General features: G+C 40.1%; 19 protein-coding genes. 8 read left to right on the forward strand and 11 right to left on the reverse strand.

Annotated features, from left to right (window positions below; genetic code table 11):
* Positions 1-453 precede the first annotated feature (453 nt).
* Entirely contained in the window at positions 454-1,674 is a 1,221-nt protein-coding gene (locus tag MUO14_RS04520) for an NAD(P)/FAD-dependent oxidoreductase (protein WP_244753879.1), read from the reverse strand.
* Between the two features lie 315 nt (positions 1,675-1,989).
* On the opposite strand from MUO14_RS04520, the gene MUO14_RS04525 reads away from it, so the two are divergent.
* Entirely contained in the window at positions 1,990-2,976 is a 987-nt protein-coding gene (locus tag MUO14_RS04525) for an NAD(P)/FAD-dependent oxidoreductase (protein WP_244753880.1), read from the forward strand.
* A 191-nt stretch (positions 2,977-3,167) separates the two neighbouring features.
* On the opposite strand, the gene MUO14_RS04530 is transcribed toward MUO14_RS04525, so the two are convergent.
* The 3 genes from MUO14_RS04530 to MUO14_RS04540 all read right to left on the reverse strand — a co-directional run bounded on the left by MUO14_RS04530 (position 3,168) and on the right by MUO14_RS04540 (position 4,737).
* Positions 3,168-3,530 (reverse strand): HesB/IscA family protein, encoded by a 363-nt coding sequence (locus MUO14_RS04530; protein WP_244753881.1) that lies wholly within the window; start codon positions 3,528-3,530, stop codon positions 3,168-3,170.
* A gap of 545 nt (positions 3,531-4,075) precedes the next feature.
* Entirely contained in the window at positions 4,076-4,312 is a 237-nt protein-coding gene (locus MUO14_RS04535) for a YuzB family protein (RefSeq protein ID WP_244753882.1), read from the reverse strand.
* Between the two features lie 89 nt (positions 4,313-4,401).
* Positions 4,402-4,737, reverse strand: a complete 336-nt coding sequence (locus MUO14_RS04540) for a YuzD family protein (RefSeq protein WP_244753883.1) — start codon at positions 4,735-4,737, stop codon at positions 4,402-4,404.
* Positions 4,738-4,903: 166 nt separating this feature from the next.
* Here MUO14_RS04540 and MUO14_RS04545 point away from each other — a divergent pair, with 166 nt between their 5' ends.
* Positions 4,904-5,125, forward strand: coding sequence for a NifU family protein (locus MUO14_RS04545; RefSeq protein WP_244753884.1), 222 nt, complete (start codon positions 4,904-4,906; stop codon positions 5,123-5,125).
* A gap of 125 nt (positions 5,126-5,250) precedes the next feature.
* Here the strand turns inward: MUO14_RS04545 and MUO14_RS04550 are convergent, their stop codons facing one another.
* Complete coding sequence (locus tag MUO14_RS04550) at positions 5,251-6,216, reverse strand: 2-hydroxyacid dehydrogenase (protein ID WP_244753885.1); 966 nt, start codon at positions 6,214-6,216, stop codon at positions 5,251-5,253.
* Between the two features lie 171 nt (positions 6,217-6,387).
* Here MUO14_RS04550 and MUO14_RS04555 point away from each other — a divergent pair, with 171 nt between their 5' ends.
* Together MUO14_RS04555 and MUO14_RS04560 are read left to right on the forward strand one after the other, a co-directional pair.
* Complete coding sequence (locus MUO14_RS04555; protein WP_244753886.1) at positions 6,388-6,900, forward strand: phosphatidylglycerophosphatase A family protein; 513 nt, start codon at positions 6,388-6,390, stop codon at positions 6,898-6,900.
* 125 nt (positions 6,901-7,025) lie between these two features.
* The gene (locus MUO14_RS04560; protein WP_244753887.1) at positions 7,026-8,582 is read left to right on the forward strand and encodes a hypothetical protein; all 1,557 of its coding nucleotides are present in this window, start codon (positions 7,026-7,028) and stop codon (positions 8,580-8,582) included.
* A 34-nt stretch (positions 8,583-8,616) separates the two neighbouring features.
* Here the strand turns inward: MUO14_RS04560 and MUO14_RS04565 are convergent, their stop codons facing one another.
* Together MUO14_RS04565 and hepT are read right to left on the reverse strand one after the other, a co-directional pair.
* Positions 8,617-9,384: a TIGR01457 family HAD-type hydrolase gene (locus MUO14_RS04565; RefSeq protein WP_244753888.1), complete on the reverse strand. Its 768-nt coding sequence runs from the start codon at positions 9,382-9,384 to the stop codon at positions 8,617-8,619.
* Positions 9,385-9,613: 229 nt separating this feature from the next.
* Positions 9,614-10,051: a type VII toxin-antitoxin system HepT family RNase toxin gene (gene hepT / locus MUO14_RS04570; RefSeq protein ID WP_244753889.1), complete on the reverse strand. Its 438-nt coding sequence runs from the start codon at positions 10,049-10,051 to the stop codon at positions 9,614-9,616.
* A 146-nt stretch (positions 10,052-10,197) separates the two neighbouring features.
* Here hepT and glpX point away from each other — a divergent pair, with 146 nt between their 5' ends.
* Together glpX and MUO14_RS04580 are read left to right on the forward strand one after the other, a co-directional pair.
* Positions 10,198-11,172, forward strand: a complete 975-nt coding sequence (gene glpX, locus MUO14_RS04575) for a class II fructose-bisphosphatase (protein WP_244753890.1) — start codon at positions 10,198-10,200, stop codon at positions 11,170-11,172.
* Between the two features lie 11 nt (positions 11,173-11,183).
* Entirely contained in the window at positions 11,184-11,450 is a 267-nt protein-coding gene (locus MUO14_RS04580; RefSeq protein WP_244753891.1) for an SAV0927 family protein, read from the forward strand.
* Positions 11,451-11,548: 98 nt separating this feature from the next.
* On the opposite strand, the gene MUO14_RS04585 is transcribed toward MUO14_RS04580, so the two are convergent.
* Entirely contained in the window at positions 11,549-11,824 is a 276-nt protein-coding gene (locus tag MUO14_RS04585) for a YutD family protein (RefSeq protein ID WP_244753892.1), read from the reverse strand.
* Positions 11,825-11,962: 138 nt separating this feature from the next.
* Here MUO14_RS04585 and MUO14_RS04590 point away from each other — a divergent pair, with 138 nt between their 5' ends.
* Entirely contained in the window at positions 11,963-12,526 is a 564-nt protein-coding gene (locus tag MUO14_RS04590) for a YhcN/YlaJ family sporulation lipoprotein (protein ID WP_244753893.1), read from the forward strand.
* 97 nt (positions 12,527-12,623) lie between these two features.
* Positions 12,624-13,562 (forward strand): M23 family metallopeptidase, encoded by a 939-nt coding sequence (locus tag MUO14_RS04595; protein ID WP_244753894.1) that lies wholly within the window; start codon positions 12,624-12,626, stop codon positions 13,560-13,562.
* 54 nt (positions 13,563-13,616) lie between these two features.
* On the opposite strand, the gene MUO14_RS04600 is transcribed toward MUO14_RS04595, so the two are convergent.
* The 3 genes from MUO14_RS04600 to MUO14_RS04610 all read right to left on the reverse strand — a co-directional run bounded on the left by MUO14_RS04600 (position 13,617) and on the right by MUO14_RS04610 (position 17,061).
* Entirely contained in the window at positions 13,617-13,715 is a 99-nt protein-coding gene (locus MUO14_RS04600; protein WP_244753895.1) for a methionine/alanine import family NSS transporter small subunit, read from the reverse strand.
* Positions 13,715-15,244 (reverse strand): sodium-dependent transporter, encoded by a 1,530-nt coding sequence (locus tag MUO14_RS04605; RefSeq protein WP_244753896.1) that lies wholly within the window; start codon positions 15,242-15,244, stop codon positions 13,715-13,717. Before MUO14_RS04605 ends, MUO14_RS04600 begins: the two co-directional genes overlap by 1 nt.
* A 254-nt stretch (positions 15,245-15,498) precedes the next feature.
* The gene (locus MUO14_RS04610) at positions 15,499-17,061 is read right to left on the reverse strand and encodes a Na+/H+ antiporter NhaC family protein (RefSeq protein ID WP_244753897.1); all 1,563 of its coding nucleotides are present in this window, start codon (positions 17,059-17,061) and stop codon (positions 15,499-15,501) included.
* Positions 17,062-17,219 lie beyond the last annotated feature (158 nt).

The following is a 17,219-nucleotide window of genomic DNA, read 5'->3' on the forward strand; positions in this document are numbered from 1 at the left end:
ATCTTTCCCCACGGAGGCGAACCACTTATGTCTCGAGTGTCTGGGCACTGCAGCTAGACAATAAGAAAAGCGAAAAGGAGCGGTTAGACCTAAAACGCATAAGCAGAGCGCTGCAGTGAATAAAAAAGGAAGTTCGACTAAAGTCGAAACATCCTGTTTCAACGCCGAACGACCCCATGTCCTGTGGGGCCACGGAAGTGAACTGCTTATGTCGCGGAGGTCTGCCCCTTGCAGCTAGACAACATGAAAAGCAGAAGTGCCCTGGTAGACACGGTTAGAGGAAAGTTCAATTTAAAGTCAACACCAAACTCTCCTAAACCTTTGAGCCTCAATTCGAAAATAAAATATGTAACAGATGGTTATTTTTTAAAATCATTACCGCATTAAAATTATATATTCCTAACTCTAAAAAAGCAAAGGCAGATGTCCTGCCTTTGCTTTAATTCATCTAAATTATTTAAAGAAATTAAGCTTTCCTTTTTTAAGAACAAGTCCGATTCCGCCTAATTTAAGAAGATAACGATTGTCAATCAGTTTCTTCATTGCTGACGCTGACCAGCCAAATAACTTCTTATCTTCGAATACAACACCAATCGCATCGCTATGTCCTAGTGAAGCAACTGTACCTTGGATCTCAGGTGTGAATGATTCTAAATGGTTATTTCCTTGCACAAGCTTTTTAAGATTTTCAGCTGTGTGCTCAGCTTGTTGAATAGCAATCTGTGCTGTTGGAGGATAAGGACGTTCTGTCTCTTCGTTCATGATTAACGCACAATCACCAACGATGAATACATCATCATAGTTCGGTGCACGCAAATCTCCTCGAACTGGGATTCGGCCGCGATTGGTTTCAAAACCGGCATCAACGATTAGGGAATTCCCTTGAACTCCGGCTGCCCACACAACTGTATTAGTTGAAATTTCTTCACGTTTTTCATCTTTTTCAAATATCAGTTTATCTTCTGTTACTTCCTTAATCATCGCACCAAGTTTGAACTCAACACCGCGTGCCTCAAGAGAGTTCATCGCATATTCCACCAGCTCAGGATCAAATCCAGGTAAGGCTGTCGGGGCCGCTTCCACATTAATTATCCGTACTTTTTCACGTGGAACGTCGTACTCTTTACAAAGCTCAGGTACACGGTTCGCAAGTTCACCGACAAATTCAATTCCTGTGAAACCAGCACCACCTACAACAAGGTTTAAACGCTCCTCTTTCTTGTCCGCTTCGTTGTTGTATTTGGCAAAGTTATATTCAATATGCTGACGAATAAGTCGTGCACTATTAATACTGCTGATTGTAAATGCATTTTCTTTTAGGCCTTGAATGCCGAACGTTGCTGCTTCAAATCCTAACCCGACAACTAGGTAGTCATAAGTTAGTTCACCATTCTCTAGCAACACTTTCTTATCGTCAGGTTGAACCTTAGTTACTGTATCCTGAACGAAGTTGATTTTACTCGTGTCGATAAGATCGTTAATTTGCATTCTTGTACGGTCGTGGTGCAGAGTCCCAGCGGCATTTTCGTGAAGCCATGTCGTTTGGTAATGATAGCTATGCTTGTTCACCAAAGTAATGTTCGCTTCATTTACGTTTAAGCTTTTTTGTAACTTAACCGCCGTCATAATTCCACCGTAGCCGGCTCCAATGATCACGATATTCGGATTGTTCATGATTATCACTTCCATCTCGTAATTTTTAACAACATGCTTACATAAGTATAAAGTCTTTCTTTGTGACTCGTTTCACACAGTTCCCCATAAAAAAAAGCCCATCAATCCTATTCAAAATTTGTCATAAAATCGTAAAATGTTTTCTAGATTTATCTTAGACTTTTTCCTATCGATTTTCAAGCCTTATAATAATTTCCGAAAGTTATTAATATTTTCACAGATAGTAAAGGCTTTCAAAACAGCAAAAATGCCATTGAAATAAAATTTATGATAAAATAGAAAAAGTGTAATTTTATGAGAAGAGGAGGCAAACTAATGGATGACAAAGTTTATGATATAACGATAATCGGTGGGGGCCCCGTCGGTTTATTTACAGCATTCTATGGCGGCATGCGTCAAGCAAGCGTTAAAATAATAGAGAGTTTACCTCATTTGGGCGGGCAGCTTACTGCTCTTTACCCTGAAAAATATATATTTGATGTGGCAGGATTTCCACGAGTTCGCGCGCAGGAGCTTGTAGATAACTTAGAAGAACAAGCGTTAGCCTTTGATCCAGCTATTGCCCTTGACCAAGCGGTTGAGACGGTAGAGCGTCTTGAGGATAATTCCCTTAAACTTACCACAAATAAAGAGGTACATTATACACGTACACTCATCATTACAGCAGGAAATGGCGCTTTTCAGCCTAGGAGGCTGAAAATTGATGATACAGAAAGATTTGAAGAGACAAACTTACATTACCATGTGAATGATATGAATAAATTCGCTGATAAAAATGTTATGATTTGCGGCGGTGGTGACTCAGCCGTTGATTGGGCACTGATGCTTGAGCCGATCGCGAAGCAAGTGTCACTCGTTCACCGTCGTGACAAATTCCGCGCTCATGAACATAGTGTCGAGCAACTAATGAATTCAAATGTAAAATTGATGACACCGTTCACTCCTGAAAAAATGATCGGTAAGGATCGGGTAAGTCAAGTTGAGCTTCATGAAGTAAAAGGAGATCGTATAGAAACAATTGATGTTGATGAAGTAGTCGTTAACTACGGATTCATCTCATCCTTAGGTCCAATAAAGGATTGGGAGCTCGAAATCGACAAAAATAGTATTGTCGTTAATTCAAAGATGGAAACTAATATAGAAGGTATTTATGCTGCAGGGGACATTTGCACCTATCCAGGCAAAGTAAAACTGATTGCTTCCGGTTTTGGAGAAGGGCCAACCGCTGTAAATAATGCCAAAGCTTATCTCGACCCTAGTGCACGTGTACAACCTAAACATTCAACAAGCATGTTTTCCTAACTCAGTAAAATACAGGGACTATCCTCAGCTAGTTGAGGATAGTCTTTTTTATGAACAGATTGGAGAATGTAATTGCACGGAAAACTAATTAATTGCCCATAAGCTCAATTATTTGCATATTTGACCACTTTCGCACCACAAAAAAATCCTTCTTCACATTCACTAGAACGTAAAGAAGGACGAATCCGTATTTAGCAGTTTGGATCTGGTGTACCAGCATTTGTTGCTGTTTTAAAAGAAGAGCCGCAGCCACAGGAAACGATAGCGTTCGGATTATCGATCGTAAACCCGCCGCCCATCATATTTTCCTTAAAATCAATGGTCGTGCCTTCAACAATTGGAATATCTTGTGTATAAATGACTACGGGGATCCCGTCTAACATTTCCGTTGTGTCTAATTCTTCATTTATTTCGTCTTCGAAGCCCATCGCATATGACAATCCACTACAACCTCCACCTTTCACTCCAAAACGAAGGTGTGCATTGCTCGAATCTTCTTCCTTCAACATTTCCTTAATTCGATGGTTAGCTGCTTCGGTGATATTAAGAATCATCTAGAGCCTCTCCTTTCTTATCGTTACTGTCAGTATACTAAAATTCCCCTTGCATGATCAAATAAACGCAATTACCCTCTATTTAAAAAAACCCTTATGAAAAGGATCATGAAGGGATTTCCCATAGAGGATGTTCAAAAAGTCACCAAATGATAAGAGCCGACCCTCTTCGTTTGACTTGCTTTTGAGGGGCGTGTACACCTGCCTCTAAGAGCCTCAAAGAAGTAAATTCCTCGGTGCCAAGGCAGTGGTGAAGGATATTCTCTGAAGTTGCCTCGCTACTCACGTATCATGAAGCAGCAGTAGAACTTCTACTAAAACCGTGCACGTCCCTGTGCAAGTCCGTTCCTTGGAAAATAAGGGCATTTTTTCCTTCATGCGAGGTCGATTCGGAGAAGGTTTCCTTGATGCTCAGGAACGACCCTCGACCTTCTTGCGACGCACAGGACGTGCTAGGGTCGACATTGCTCGCGTGTCGTGGCGATCTTTCGCCCTTCTAATTTGGCAACTTTTTGCACACACCCATAGACAAAAGCTAGACACTTTTAAAATAGGGGATTCTCTTCCAGGTGTTGATAAATATTGTCAACAAGCTCTTTAGGTGTGTCAGCCATCACTCGCTCACCATTAACCAAAGCATACAGTCCTTGAGAACAAATACCACAATGGCTAAGGCAACCATATTCTATAACATCAAGATCAGGGTCTTTTTCAAGCTCTTCCATTGCCTCGTCAGCACCACTGATTAAATTATTAACACAAAATTCAATAATTGGATTCATCCGCCTCACCTCTTTACCTGGATGAACCCCCACTAAAATATAATGCTACCATATAAAATGAAAAAAAGACACCATATACCCTTCGTCTATTAAGCTTCAAAAGACCCTTTCAACCCATGTTGTTCAAGCACAGAACAGACTGATTTCAAGCGCGGAATCCCTTCGGCAGCTATTTCGCCGTTTATCACTACCAATGGATAAAGAAGCTCATCGTTTAAAATTTGCTCTACATATTTTCGGTCCTCATCACTATTGTGTTCCGTATGGATGTCTACATACGTATATTCTACACCATCTTTTCCATACTTTCTGTCGATGGCCGCTTCCAGCCACTCAAACGTTTCCTTAGAACCAGGTGCATTAACACAACTGGCACATCTCTCCTCTGCCCCGTACACTTTCAACTGAACCGCCTTCTCACTCATTAAAGCCCCTCCACCTTGATGTATTGTATTCTATAATCATTTTACAAAAGATGATAAAAAAGATAAAATGAAAGTAGTTCTCAAGTAAATAATGTTGAAGAGACATCCATAGATTTTTTATTGGTTTCGTTTTATAATAGAATGTAACGAAAGGGGAAGATTGAACATGGAATCACAAGTTCAAGAAGTATTAAATAAACTTCGCCCATTTTTACTCCGTGACGGAGGGGACGTTGAATTAGTTGACGTTGAGGACGGAATTGTACGCTTGCGTCTTATGGGAGCCTGCGGAAACTGCCCAAGCTCTACGATTACATTAAAAGCTGGAATTGAGCGTGCACTTTCACAAGAAGTCCCAGGAATTCATGAAGTCGAACAAGTATTCTAAATCATGTAAAGCCGTACACCAATACACGTGTACGGCTTTTTAGCTTAGCTTACTTTAAAAATAGTTGGTTATGGATTTGGTTACATGAAGTTGGCCCCGTCCACCTCCAACGCTTTTTTTCCTACTTAGTTAACAGGAGTTAATGGATTGCTCCCCTGCAGAACGTTAAGAACATTATCAAGGCTTAATTTCATCATGTTATACCTGGTTTCACGGCTTGCTGACCCAATATGAGGCAAACAAACCACCTCCTTAAGTGATAAAAGCGGATGAGTTTCCGAGATTGGCTCTTCTTGGAACACATCAAGTCCCGCTCCCCTAATCTCACCTGTTGTAATAGCCTGATACAATGCCTTTTCGTCCATCACTTTTCCTCGAGAAACGTTTATAAAAATAGCCTCACGTTTCATTCTATTAAATATTTCTTCATTAAATAATTTCTCTGTTTCCTCTGTTAGAGGGACTAGGGAAACAACGAAATCTGCTTTACTTATCAGAGAATCAAAGTTGACATACTCGACACTTAACCTGTCCTCGACCTCTTGTTTACGTGTACGATTGTGATAAAGTACGTTCATATTGAAACCTCGTGCACGCTTAGCAACCGCTTCACCGATACGGCCCATGCCTACAATTCCTATTGTTTTATGATGGATATCTGATCCAGCCATCAGCAGAGGAGACCAATGCTCCCACTTGCCTTCTTTAACAAAGGATGCGGCTTCCATCATCCGGCGAGCTGTCGCCATTAATAAACCAAACGTTAAGTCAGCTGTGGTTTCTGTCAAGACATCCGGCGTGTTTGTAACAGTAATACTATGTTTCTTTGCGGCTTCAATATCTATATTATCAAAACCAACTGCTAAATTAGCAACTACTTTTAAATTTGAGGCCTGACGCAATACATCGCCATCAATGGAATCACTAAGCATTGTTAGTAGCCCATCTGCATGCTTTGCTTCTTTCAGGAGTCTTTCTGGATCAACTGCCACTTCTTCACTATCCCACATTGATATATCCAGCTGTTCTCGAAAAGGATCCACCACCTCATCAGGGAGTTTTCTCGTTATAAATATATAAGGCTTTGTCATACTATCCTTCCTTTCATAATTCTTCTTCCCGTATTATAACAAATGGAGCAATAAAACATATTATGGAATGTCCGTTTGATTTTTTGATATAATGCAAGTATACCCAATCATTCTTTACGAAAAGAAACAGTATTAAATTATTGTAACTAAGTGCAAGGAGGTTGATGAATCATGACTGCAGAAGATCGATCAATATCGGTGTTAGAAAAAACGGCAAGAGAGTGGCTGACAGATCGTGGTGTAACCATTGATGATATGGCCGAACTTGTCCATTATCTTCAATCCAAATACCACCCTAGCCTCACAATGAAGGATTGTCGATATAACGTTAATCAGGTACTTAAAAAACGCGAGGTGCAAAATGCAATTGTAACGGGCATCCAGCTCGATAAGCTTGCAGAACAAAAACAACTTGAGGAACCCCTTCAATCGACTATAGAGGTGGATGAAGGATTATACGGTGTGGATGAAATTATTGCCTTCTCGATCGTAAATGTGTATGGCTCCATTGGATTTACTAATTATGGCTATATCGATAAGCAAAAGCCGGGAATCCTACAGGCTCTCAACGATAAATCATCAGGACAGTGTCATACCTTCTTAGATGACATTGTAGGCGCAATAGCTGCTGCCGCTTCAAGCAGACTTGCTCACAGTGCAGTAGGTGAAGCCGAAGAAGAATAATATAATAAACATCTACCCTTAAAGCCACGCCTAGCGCGTGGCTTTTTAAATTTTCTGAAACCTATAGCTTCTTTGTTCGTATATAATGTAGTAGTTAAATGACATCTGTGGAAAGGATTGGGTTTATGAGGAAGTTAAAGGAAAAGTGGGTTTGGCTCGGCCCTTTACTCGTTATTTTAATCGGTGTATCCATTTTATTTGCCGAGAATTATCAAGAAGTAACTGAACCACCCAACGAAAGTTGGAGTCGGGAAGTGGAGATAGGAAGTACACCAACGCTCATCGAACCACACATAACCGTAACTAAAGATGGAAATATTTCAGTATCTTACGTGACAAAAGAAGGTGTCCAACAAAAGTCACTTAACGAAACCTATCAAGTAGTTTCAGAAAACTCTTATGATATCCCATACGATAAATGGACACAAGCATATTCTGATGGTGAACAGTTAATTTATTCAGATTACTATGCTATATATGAGGGGGAAACCAAAGAAAAGATCGCTGATGCATCTCAGTTTATCCCGCTGAATAGTAAAGTGATTTACCGTCAAGGACAGGAAATTTCCACTTTACAGCCGGACACTATGGAGTCTTTCCCTCTCCTTACTCTAGATAATGAAAATGTCGAGATCAGCACATATCAAACGGACTCGAACACCTATTTACTGACACAAAGAACAGATCAAGCAGGCATTGATATTACTTTTTACGAACTGACAGAGAATCAAGCATCAAAAATGGCATCAGCACAATTTAAAACGAAACCTTCGGAAGTAGCTGAATCCATTCAATTCACTATTACAGATGGCCAATATGCTTTGCTTCTACAAACCTTACAGAAACAGAGCATGTCTGGGGAGCCTGTCTACCATTATTATTTTTCTCAACAAACATTAAATGAGCATCCAAAGTTTACACAAATTGAATTCTCAGATCCGGTCGGGCAAGCAAAACTGACAGAAGTCTCAGATTTTGAAATGAAGTCAGAAGATGGTGACACTAATCTTTTATTTAAAGCGTTCGGTCAAACAGAAACTGGTTATCGTAAGGAAAAGCAATTTAATATCTACGAAGCCACGTTAACAGATAACGGTGTAACGAGTACAACCCGATTGAGCAACACTCCCGATTCTTCAGCTACTCCTGAATGGATTAATAAGGAGGCAATCATTTGGTTAGATATGCAAGGGGACGAAAACCGACTGCTTCTTTCTTCATCAAATCCAGAGATTATCCAACAAGCGAAACAGGTCTCAGGAGCATATCTTATTGGTGCTTTAGGAAAAACGTTAGGAATGCTTTCCGCAAGCTTTTTGGCTATAGCTGTTGGTGTCATTTGGTATATTTGGCCATTAGTTTTTATTGCCGTTATGATGTTTAGCTCTAACAGATCCTTCGATAGAGATCGAGCCTGGGTATTTTTCTTAGGGGCTTCTATTTATCTCGGAGCCGCTCTTTTGTTTAAAGACCTTATTTTCACATCAAGACTTTTGTTGCAAGCTCCCGAATATTTGAGTTTTCCGGGTAGTTCCCTGTTCTACATCTTTATATTTGCTCTAATAACATACGGAATCCTACGAATGAGTTCAAAAGATTGGTCGATCACTGTCCGACTGGGGTATTTCGTTGGAGTCCACATTCTGTTTATCACTATTTTCTTTGGGCCCTATCTAACTTGAGAAGTGAAGTCACTCACCTGACTTCGCTTCTGTCTTATTGCTTTAACCAATCATATAAATCTTTCACCTTATAAGTAGGCTGTTTTACCATATTTTGAATATCCTTAAACGAAGAGACTCCTGTCTCAACCATTAATGTCTCAAGTCCAGCGTTTATCCCTGCTAAAATATCTGTCTCATAGTTATCGCCAACCATGAGTACCTCACTTTTTTCAAGACCAATTCTACTAAGGGCTAGTTCCATTGCAACCGCTTCCGGTTTACCTACAAAAATCGGTTCTACCCCTGTACTAACAGCAACCACAGAAGTTAATGCCCCATTTCCAGGGAGCATGCCTCTATCAGTCGGTATGGCAGCATCTTTATTTGTACTTATTAGCTTCGCGCCATTTCTAACATTTAAACAAGCAAGTGAAAGTTTTTCGTAAGAGATATTTCGGTCGATACCGATAATGACATAATCGGCCCCTTGATCTGTTATTTCATGACCTTCTTGTTCAAGAGCTGTATATAGCCCTTCTTCCCCTATCACGTACACTTTTGCCTTTTCTTGTAACGATGTGAGGTAACTTGCAGTAGCTAAACTGGATGTAAACACCTGTCCATGTTGTGCAGCAATACCCAGGTTGTTCAACTTCTTTGCTACCTGCTCAGGCCTTGAAGAAGAATTATTAGTGAGGAACATAAACGGTACAGATTGAATTCGTAAACGCTCGACAAACTCCGCAGCCCCAGGGATGGATTCATTCCCTCTGTACATCGTTCCATCTAAATCAATAAAATAGGCTTTATATTGTTTCATTTATATAGCACCTGCTCTCTAAGTTACTTCATTTACTACTTTTTTGTGCTATTAGAGGATGTTCAAAAAGTCACCAAATGATAAACGGCGAATTTCTTCGTTGCTCGGTTTTTCCGGTCCTCACGTATGAAGGTACACGCTGTGGTCCTCAAAACTTTCGCGCCTCGAACTTCTTGTCTCTCATTCGTCAACTTTTTGAACACACAACTATTACCTAAGAGCATTGCCCTTACTCTTTTGAGAAAGCAGTTACAGGCCCAAGTTCCTCATCCAAATACCAGCGAATACGGTCTGGGAACTGATTAAATGATTTACTGTGTGTATTCCAAATAGTTATAATTGCCTCATGGTCAACAGATAAATACTGCTGAACCACCATTTTACGAAGCCTGACAATAGCTTTGTATGCTTCAATTTCTTCTTTAGGAAGAACTTTTTCATCCGTTAAAATATCAATAATATCCTCATAACTGCCTGGATCCCGCATAATAAATCCATCAATCATTTGGTTTCCCACGTCAATGATGATTTCAACAGTTAAGTGCGTCATTCTCTCCAGTACTAAATAGTCAGTGAATGTACGATTAGTATGTTCTTTTTGTTCTAAAATTAATGTCTCCATATATGATAATAAATCTTCAATTTTTTTCCGGTCAACAAAGTACATGATGCGATCCTCCCTATTTTTCACTCTTTCACTTAAATTAGGATAACACAATTGTCGTTTCACTGGATAATAGGATGTATATTTACGTTTCTAGGCGAATTCTGCTATAGTATATAGTGGAATTCAAGGAATCGGAGGCGGACATATTGGATAGAGAACTTGCATTGGAACTAGTACGTGTGACAGAAGCAGCAGCGATCGCTTCCGCACAATGGATGGGCCGCGGTGATAAAATGAATGCTGACGACGCGGCCACGACAGCCATGCGAACAATGTTTGACTCAGTATCGATGGACGGCGTTGTCGTCATAGGTGAAGGAGAGTTGGACGAGGCCCCTATGCTGTATATCGGAGAAGAACTTGGTGACAAAACGGGTCCGAAAGTCGATATTGCTGTTGATCCATTAGAAGGAACAAATATTGTTGCCAAAGGACATAATAATGCCGTGGCAGTTATTGCCGCTGCTAAACGCGGGACATTACTACATGCTCCCGATATGTACATGGATAAAATCGCAGTGGGTAAACATGCTAAAGGATTAATACACATTGACGATCCGATCGAACGTACGATTGATATTGTAGCAAGAGCAAATAATAAGCGGGTCGCAGATCTCACGGTTATCATTCAGGAGCGTGAGAGACATCAAGATATTATTGATCGAGTAATTAAAAAAGGAGCACGTGTTAAGCTCTTTGGGGACGGCGACGTAGGTGCCTCCATTGCCACCTGTCTACCCCAAACTGGAGTCGATCTTTTTGTTGGAACCGGCGGTGCACCCGAAGGCGTTATCTCTGCCGCTGCGATTAAAAGCCTCGGCGGGGATATGCAGGCACGGCTCGCCCCCCAAAATAAAGAAGAAGCTGGACGATGCCAGACAATGGGACTTGAAAATCCATTGCAGCATCTTACACTAAACGATCTTGTTAAAAGCGATGACGCTATCTTTGCAGCTACAGGGGTGACTGAAGGCGAGCTATTAAATGGCGTCAAGTTCCTAGGTGGAGATTTAGTAGAAACAGATTCCATAGTGATGCGTGCTAAGACTCGTACGGTTCGTTTCGTTAAAACTAATCACCACTTAGATTATAAACCTCACCTAAAGATAATCCGCGATTAGGAGTTGTTCAAATGGCTAATTATCAGATTTTTAAGGACGAAACGGAAAATACTACCACACGATTTGTAGTATTTTCTGCAGGAAGCAACCGCTTTGAATTTGCTTTTTTACATGCAGAACAGTTCGATGGTAAAACCATGCTTCTAGACCTTGAAAGCAAAAGGCTAGGGCTCGTCGACCATCAAACATTGGATGAGCCTGGTCGTCTTGAACATATCTTTCAAATGAATCAAATCGATGCAGAACAGCTAAGGGCATGTTTACACGATCTTATCTAATTTAATACTCAACAACAGTCATCCTCCATTGTGCCAAAACAGCGGGGGATGTTTTTTTGAAAATGTTTAAAAACCGGTGTGCATAGAGACACACCGGTTTATTGGTTCACCTTTTTTAAAACAAAATAAGCACAGCCAAAATTACAGTATTCGTACAAATAATCCTCAAGTGTGCTTATTTTCGTTTCAAACGTTGCTTTAGAATTCTGATCATCATAAAAGCCTTTGAGTCGAAGCTGACCATAGCCCCAATCCCCCACGATGAAATCATACTTGCTTAAAATATCACTAAAACGCCCTTCCAAATCTTCCTCATTAAAAGCTTCCCGATAGTCTTCTTTAATTTCATACGTTTTTCCAAATAATTCAATCACAATGATCACCTCTTACTTTGTCATTAGTGTACCATATTTAGAAACAATCCCGGAAATAGATCACCAAAATTTTGTATCATTCTTTAAAAACAGTCCAACCTAATAACAAGTTGATATATAAAACAGGAGGATTCAAACATGAAGACCTATAGATTACTCCCTATACTAATGGGACTCAGCTTTATGGTGCTTGCAGGTTGTAATGAGGCACAAGAGGAAGAAGCGAGAAACCAAGAGCCAGATCAAGCCCTCCACAGTAATGAAATGGATGATTACAATGACCGCTCCATGGATGGCCAGGTGGGTTATGTAAGATATAAGCAAGGGCAATTTGATCAAAATGATGAAAAGAACCAGACCATTAAAGTAAACCGCGAAAAGGTTGCTGATATGATTACACGGATGATTCTCAAATATGATGGTTTTGAAGATGTAGCTACATTGGTTACCGATGAAGAGGTTCTTGTAGCTTACCAAACCCCCGAAGGACAGGAAAGGGAATTATCAGCAGATATGGTTCAAAAAACCGCCTATTCGTTAGTACCAAGTTTCTATCATGTGTATGTCTCTGATAACCCTTCTGCATTTGGTGACATTCAAAGCCTGAGTACAACAACCGTTTACGACGATCAATACGAAGAAGTCGTTGACGACATTATTAATAAAATGAAAGAAGCCCCTCAAGGAAAAGCAAACGAATGACAACGAGGCAGAATAGCATTTTGCCTGACATTTCCAAGCATAAGGCTAGATTAGAAATGGCAAGCTAACTGTACCAATTAATTTGAAGGTGAATGAAATGAATATTCGTTCCAAAGTACTTTTAACTATTTTGATCGCAGGTGTGTGTCAACTGTTTTTGGTTGATTACATTTTCGCAAGTGAAGAATCTGAACGTATGGCCCTCTATAAAAAAACATCAGCAGTAACTGATATCCCATGGTACTATTTTGCTGCCATTGATCAATATGAACGGCAAATAAACGACGATCCTTCAGAGGGTAGGGTAACAGCCATTCAACCTGACCCGTTGTTTTGGAATGGGATCGACTATCCTTCGATGTTTTTTCCCTCAGGATGGGGTACTAGTGGGAATGGCGACAAAAAAATCGACATTACAAATGATGAAGATATTCTCTGGTCATTAGGGAACTATATTAAATCATACGGCACGACAAAAGATGATATAAGAATAGCTCTCTGGAATTATTACAAACGTGATCTAACCGTACAAACCATTATGAATACCGCTAAAGTCTTCAAGAAATTCCAAACGGTATCTCTTAAGGATAGAGATTTCCCATTACCGCTTGAAGCCAATTTCAGCTACAATAACACATGGGGCGATGCGCGTGGGTTTGGAGGACGCAGGATTCATGAAGGAACAGATATCTTTGCAAACCATGGGGTCCCCGTTAAGTCGACGACCTATGGAGTTGTTGAGATGAAAGGGTGGAATGAATATGGCGGATGGAGAATTGGCATCCGCGATATCTTTAACATTTATCATTATTACGCTCATTTAAACGGCTTTAAAGATGGAATGAATGTTGGAGATGTAGTTAAGCCTGGGGATGTAATAGGCAGCGTTGGTGCCACTGGTTATGGACCACCAGGAACTTCTGGAAAGTTCCCTCCGCATTTACATTATGGAATGTACCAAGATAATGGAGAGAATGAATGGTCTTTTGACCCTTATCCTTATTTGAAAAGATGGGAAAAATTAGCACGTGAGTAATGAAAAGAAAGCCCGAGTGTTCTGTACTGCAGAATACCCGGGCTTTCTTATAAATTAACTACTTGATTTAGACTTTCTTACTGCATTGGTAATACTAAGTGCCAGGCCGCCCCAAATAATAACAATGGTTATAATAAACATGACAATAGCCATTAGCGAGCAACCTCCTTCTCATCATCTGATTGTGTTTGATTCAATTCATTGTTCGGCCATTTTTTCATTGACATTAAAGAGCCAACAAAGATGGCGCCAATCGCGACGATCCATCCAAAGTTGAATAGGAAATCGATTGGATACCCTCCATATGCTGCCGATAATTCTGCTCGCAGGTTTTGCAGCATCATGTATCCAAGCACGATTGGTGTAATAACACCTAAACAGAAGCGCCACCACGTCCCCAATCTGATATCAGAAATCTCATTTGCATGGGATTGGAATCCCTTAAGTCCTTTGGCAAACCAAGCTAAAGCTACAACTTCAAACAATCCTGCTAAAGCTACACCAAAATTGTTAATGAAGTGGTCTACCGTATCTAATAGGTTCAGTCCCCCTTGTGTTGCATAAAGAAGAGAGAGGACCGCTGCCAAACCGCCGCCAAACATAATAGACTTACCTCTTGAAATATTAAATTTCTCAGATACTGCAGCTACATATGTCTCAGTAATGGAGATAAGTGACGACAACCCAGCCAATACGAGTGAAGCGAAGAACAGAAAGCCAAAGATTCTCGGTATACCTGGAATCTGACTAACAATTTCCGGAAATACCATAAAAGCAAGGCCAACTCCTCCGACTCCCTTTTCAGCAGCCAGTTGACTGACAGTTGTATCATAAGTGAAAGCCATAAAACCAATGGCCGCAAATACTCCAATCCCTGCAAGAATTTCAAAGGAGGAGTTTGCAAATCCTGTAATAAAGGCATTGTTTGTAATATCTGATTTCTTCGGTAGATACGAAGAGTAGGTAATCATAATAGCAAAAGCTATTGATAAACTAAAGAATATTTGTCCATATGCTGCTACCCATACTTGCGGGTCGGCTATACTAGACCAATCAGGGGTGAAAAACGCAGACAAACCAGCTGCAGCCCCATCAAGTGTAATGGCACGAATAACGATGATGATAAATAAAACAACTAAGGTTGGAATGAAAATTTTATTCGCTTTTTCAATTCCTTTTCTAACCCCTTTAGAAAGCACCCCTAATGTAATGATCCATACAATAAGTAGTGGGAGTAAAACCTTAGGTACTAGTCCCCCGAACGTACCTGGATCTGTTAGTGTTAAAAAGTCTCCTACGAAAAAGCTTGTAGGATCATCACCCCAAGATAAATTAAATGAATAATAAGCATACATAATTGCCCAGGCAATAATCACAGCATAGTAGGTCGAAATAACGAATGCTATGGTTACTTGCCACCAACCAATCCATTCAAAGCCCTTTCTTACTCTACCGAGTGATTTAGGAGCTGAGCCACGGTGCTTATGGCCAACTGTGTACTCTAAAATTAATAACGGTATACCAGCAGTTAGTAAAGCAAATAAGTAAGGAATAATAAATGCTCCGCCGCCGCTTTCGTACGCTGTAGCCGGAAAGCGCCAAATGTTGCCTAAACCAATTGCTGAACCCATGGCAGCAAATAAAAAGCCTGCCCTTGACCCCCACTGTGATCGATTTTCCATGTCTAAAGACCTCCCCTTAATAATCAGAATCCCTTTTAATACTTGTATGTGACAAGCAATGGAAAGAGAATGTTTTAAATCTTTATTTTTTTCTGATTATTTATACTTAGATTATAACCATACTGTTAAAGAGATGTCAAAGCTATATTTTGTATGCCCCAATAATAAAGATCAGTAGTTCAAATTTCCCCACTAGAACTGAAATTCCACATATAAAAAAGGAGTACTCAAATGTACCCCTCTTTTGAATATATTTACTTAGTCAAATAATTTTCTGGAAAAATATAGTGAATACACATTGCTAAAATCGCTATAACAATCAATGTCAACAAGAACGCCAGTAGCAGCTGTCCAGTAAATCCTAGTATTAAATAACCAACAGCTGCAGCGATAGCCGCAATAAATGCATATGGCAACTGGGTCATTACGTGGTCAATGTGATTCGATCCAGCCCCAGTTGAAGAAAGGATGGTTGTATCAGAAATCGGTGAACAGTGATCACCGAACACAGACCCAGCAAGAACTGCTGACAAGGCTGGCAGGACTAAATTCACATCAATTCCAACGGCAATTTCACCTGCGATCGGGAGCATAATTCCAAACGTTCCCCAAGATGTTCCCGTAGCTAAGGCCATAAAACCAGCCACAATAAAAATAAGGAAAGGTAAGAATGCAATGTTAATCGATGATTGGTTAACAAGAGTAACTAAATACTCCCCCGTTCCAAGCTGTCCGATTACATCGCCAATCATCCATGCAAAGACGAGAATATACACGGCCGGAAGCATTGCTTTTACACCTTCGCTTAAGACATGATTGATACCTGACTTGGGCTCTGCTTGTTTAACATAAAGTCCCCCTGCCACAAGAACAGCTATCACCCCGCCTATGAATAAAGAAATATTTACATTTGTATTAGCAAAAATACTTATTAGATTCACTGTTTCTGTTGAATTCCGTATCCCTGTAATAACCATTGACGTAACAGTTACTAAGATTAATGTCACAATAGGCCAGATGAGATGGGAGACCCTTCCATGCTCGTGTTCCTCAAATTCATCGTTTAAATCACCCGGAACATCCCCGACTTTATTAGGATCGATCAACTCACCAGTCTGCATAGCTCGCTTTTCATGTTTACGCATTGAACCAATATCTATCTTCATAAATACAGTCAAAAAGACGAGTAACAAGGCTGCAAAAACGTAAAAGTTATACGGAATCATTCTAATAAAGGCCTCAAGTGGTTGATAATTGGCAATTTCATTAGCCGCTAAAATACTGCCAATCGTTCCGATAATATAAGCTCCCCAACTGGAAATAGGCGAAATAACGGTAATCGGCGCTGAGGTAGAATCTATATAATACGCTAATTTTGCTCGAGAAATTTTATGTCGATCCGTCACAGGCCTAGCTACCTGCCCAACGGCTAATGCGTTAAAGTAATCATCGATAAAAATGATAATACCTAATAAAACCGGAACAAGTTTTGCCCCGTTACGAGTTTTAATACGGGTTACTGCCCATTTACCAAAAGCTCTGCTGCCACCGGAAGCTGTCATAAAAGCTGTTGCAACACCAAGTAGTAATAAGAAAGTTAGCAGATAAATATTACCTGTGTTGATAGCACCTTCGCTATAAAAAATGGTAGCAAATACAGTCCAAATCATTTGTATACCATCCATCACATTGAATTGTGTAAGCATAAAGGCTCCGACAATAATACCTGCTGCCAGAGACAGAATGACTTTTCTTGTTGCAATCACAAGAATAAGCATGAGTAATGGTGGAATAAGTGAATAAATCGTTCCTTCCAAAGTGGTTCCCCTCCATTTTATCTTAAGATGATAACGAGGTGCTTTTAGGAAGTCTACTGGAGATAAAATTGAGGAATTTTGAAAAGCTATTGCACACAAAAAAGACAATGATAGAAAATAACCTATCATTGCCATACAGCAGCAATTTGATTATCCTC

The sequence above is a fragment of the Halobacillus shinanisalinarum genome (genome assembly GCF_022919835.1).
Classification (GTDB): Bacteria; Bacillota; Bacilli; order Bacillales; family Halobacillaceae; genus Halobacillus_A; species Halobacillus_A shinanisalinarum.

What these genes read in the sequence shown, in the direction of transcription:
- MUO14_RS04540 (WP_244753883.1), bottom strand. Translation starts at nt 4,737, where the DNA reads ATGAGTGAGAAGGCGGTTCAGTTGAAAGTGTACGGGGCAGAGGAGAGA.
- hepT (WP_244753889.1), bottom strand. Translation starts at nt 10,051, where the DNA reads ATGTACTTTGTTGACCGGAAAAAAATTGAAGATTTATTATCATATATG.
- MUO14_RS04530 (WP_244753881.1), bottom strand. Translation starts at nt 3,530, where the DNA reads ATGATTCTTAATATCACCGAAGCAGCTAACCATCGAATTAAGGAAATG.
- MUO14_RS04525 (WP_244753880.1), top strand. Translation starts at nt 1,990, where the DNA reads ATGGATGACAAAGTTTATGATATAACGATAATCGGTGGGGGCCCCGTC.
- MUO14_RS04535 (WP_244753882.1), bottom strand. Translation starts at nt 4,312, where the DNA reads ATGAATCCAATTATTGAATTTTGTGTTAATAATTTAATCAGTGGTGCT.
- MUO14_RS04545 (WP_244753884.1), top strand. Translation starts at nt 4,904, where the DNA reads ATGGAATCACAAGTTCAAGAAGTATTAAATAAACTTCGCCCATTTTTA.
- MUO14_RS04565 (WP_244753888.1), bottom strand. Translation starts at nt 9,384, where the DNA reads ATGAAACAATATAAAGCCTATTTTATTGATTTAGATGGAACGATGTAC.
- MUO14_RS04520 (WP_244753879.1), bottom strand. Translation starts at nt 1,674, where the DNA reads ATGAACAATCCGAATATCGTGATCATTGGAGCCGGCTACGGTGGAATT.
- MUO14_RS04560 (WP_244753887.1), top strand. Translation starts at nt 7,026, where the DNA reads ATGAGGAAGTTAAAGGAAAAGTGGGTTTGGCTCGGCCCTTTACTCGTT.
- MUO14_RS04550 (WP_244753885.1), bottom strand. Translation starts at nt 6,216, where the DNA reads ATGACAAAGCCTTATATATTTATAACGAGAAAACTCCCTGATGAGGTG.
- MUO14_RS04595 (WP_244753894.1), top strand. Translation starts at nt 12,624, where the DNA reads ATGAATATTCGTTCCAAAGTACTTTTAACTATTTTGATCGCAGGTGTG.
- MUO14_RS04600 (WP_244753895.1), bottom strand. Translation starts at nt 13,715, where the DNA reads ATGGCTATTGTCATGTTTATTATAACCATTGTTATTATTTGGGGCGGC.
- MUO14_RS04590 (WP_244753893.1), top strand. Translation starts at nt 11,963, where the DNA reads ATGAAGACCTATAGATTACTCCCTATACTAATGGGACTCAGCTTTATG.
- MUO14_RS04555 (WP_244753886.1), top strand. Translation starts at nt 6,388, where the DNA reads ATGACTGCAGAAGATCGATCAATATCGGTGTTAGAAAAAACGGCAAGA.
- MUO14_RS04605 (WP_244753896.1), bottom strand. Translation starts at nt 15,244, where the DNA reads ATGGAAAATCGATCACAGTGGGGGTCAAGGGCAGGCTTTTTATTTGCT.
- MUO14_RS04580 (WP_244753891.1), top strand. Translation starts at nt 11,184, where the DNA reads ATGGCTAATTATCAGATTTTTAAGGACGAAACGGAAAATACTACCACA.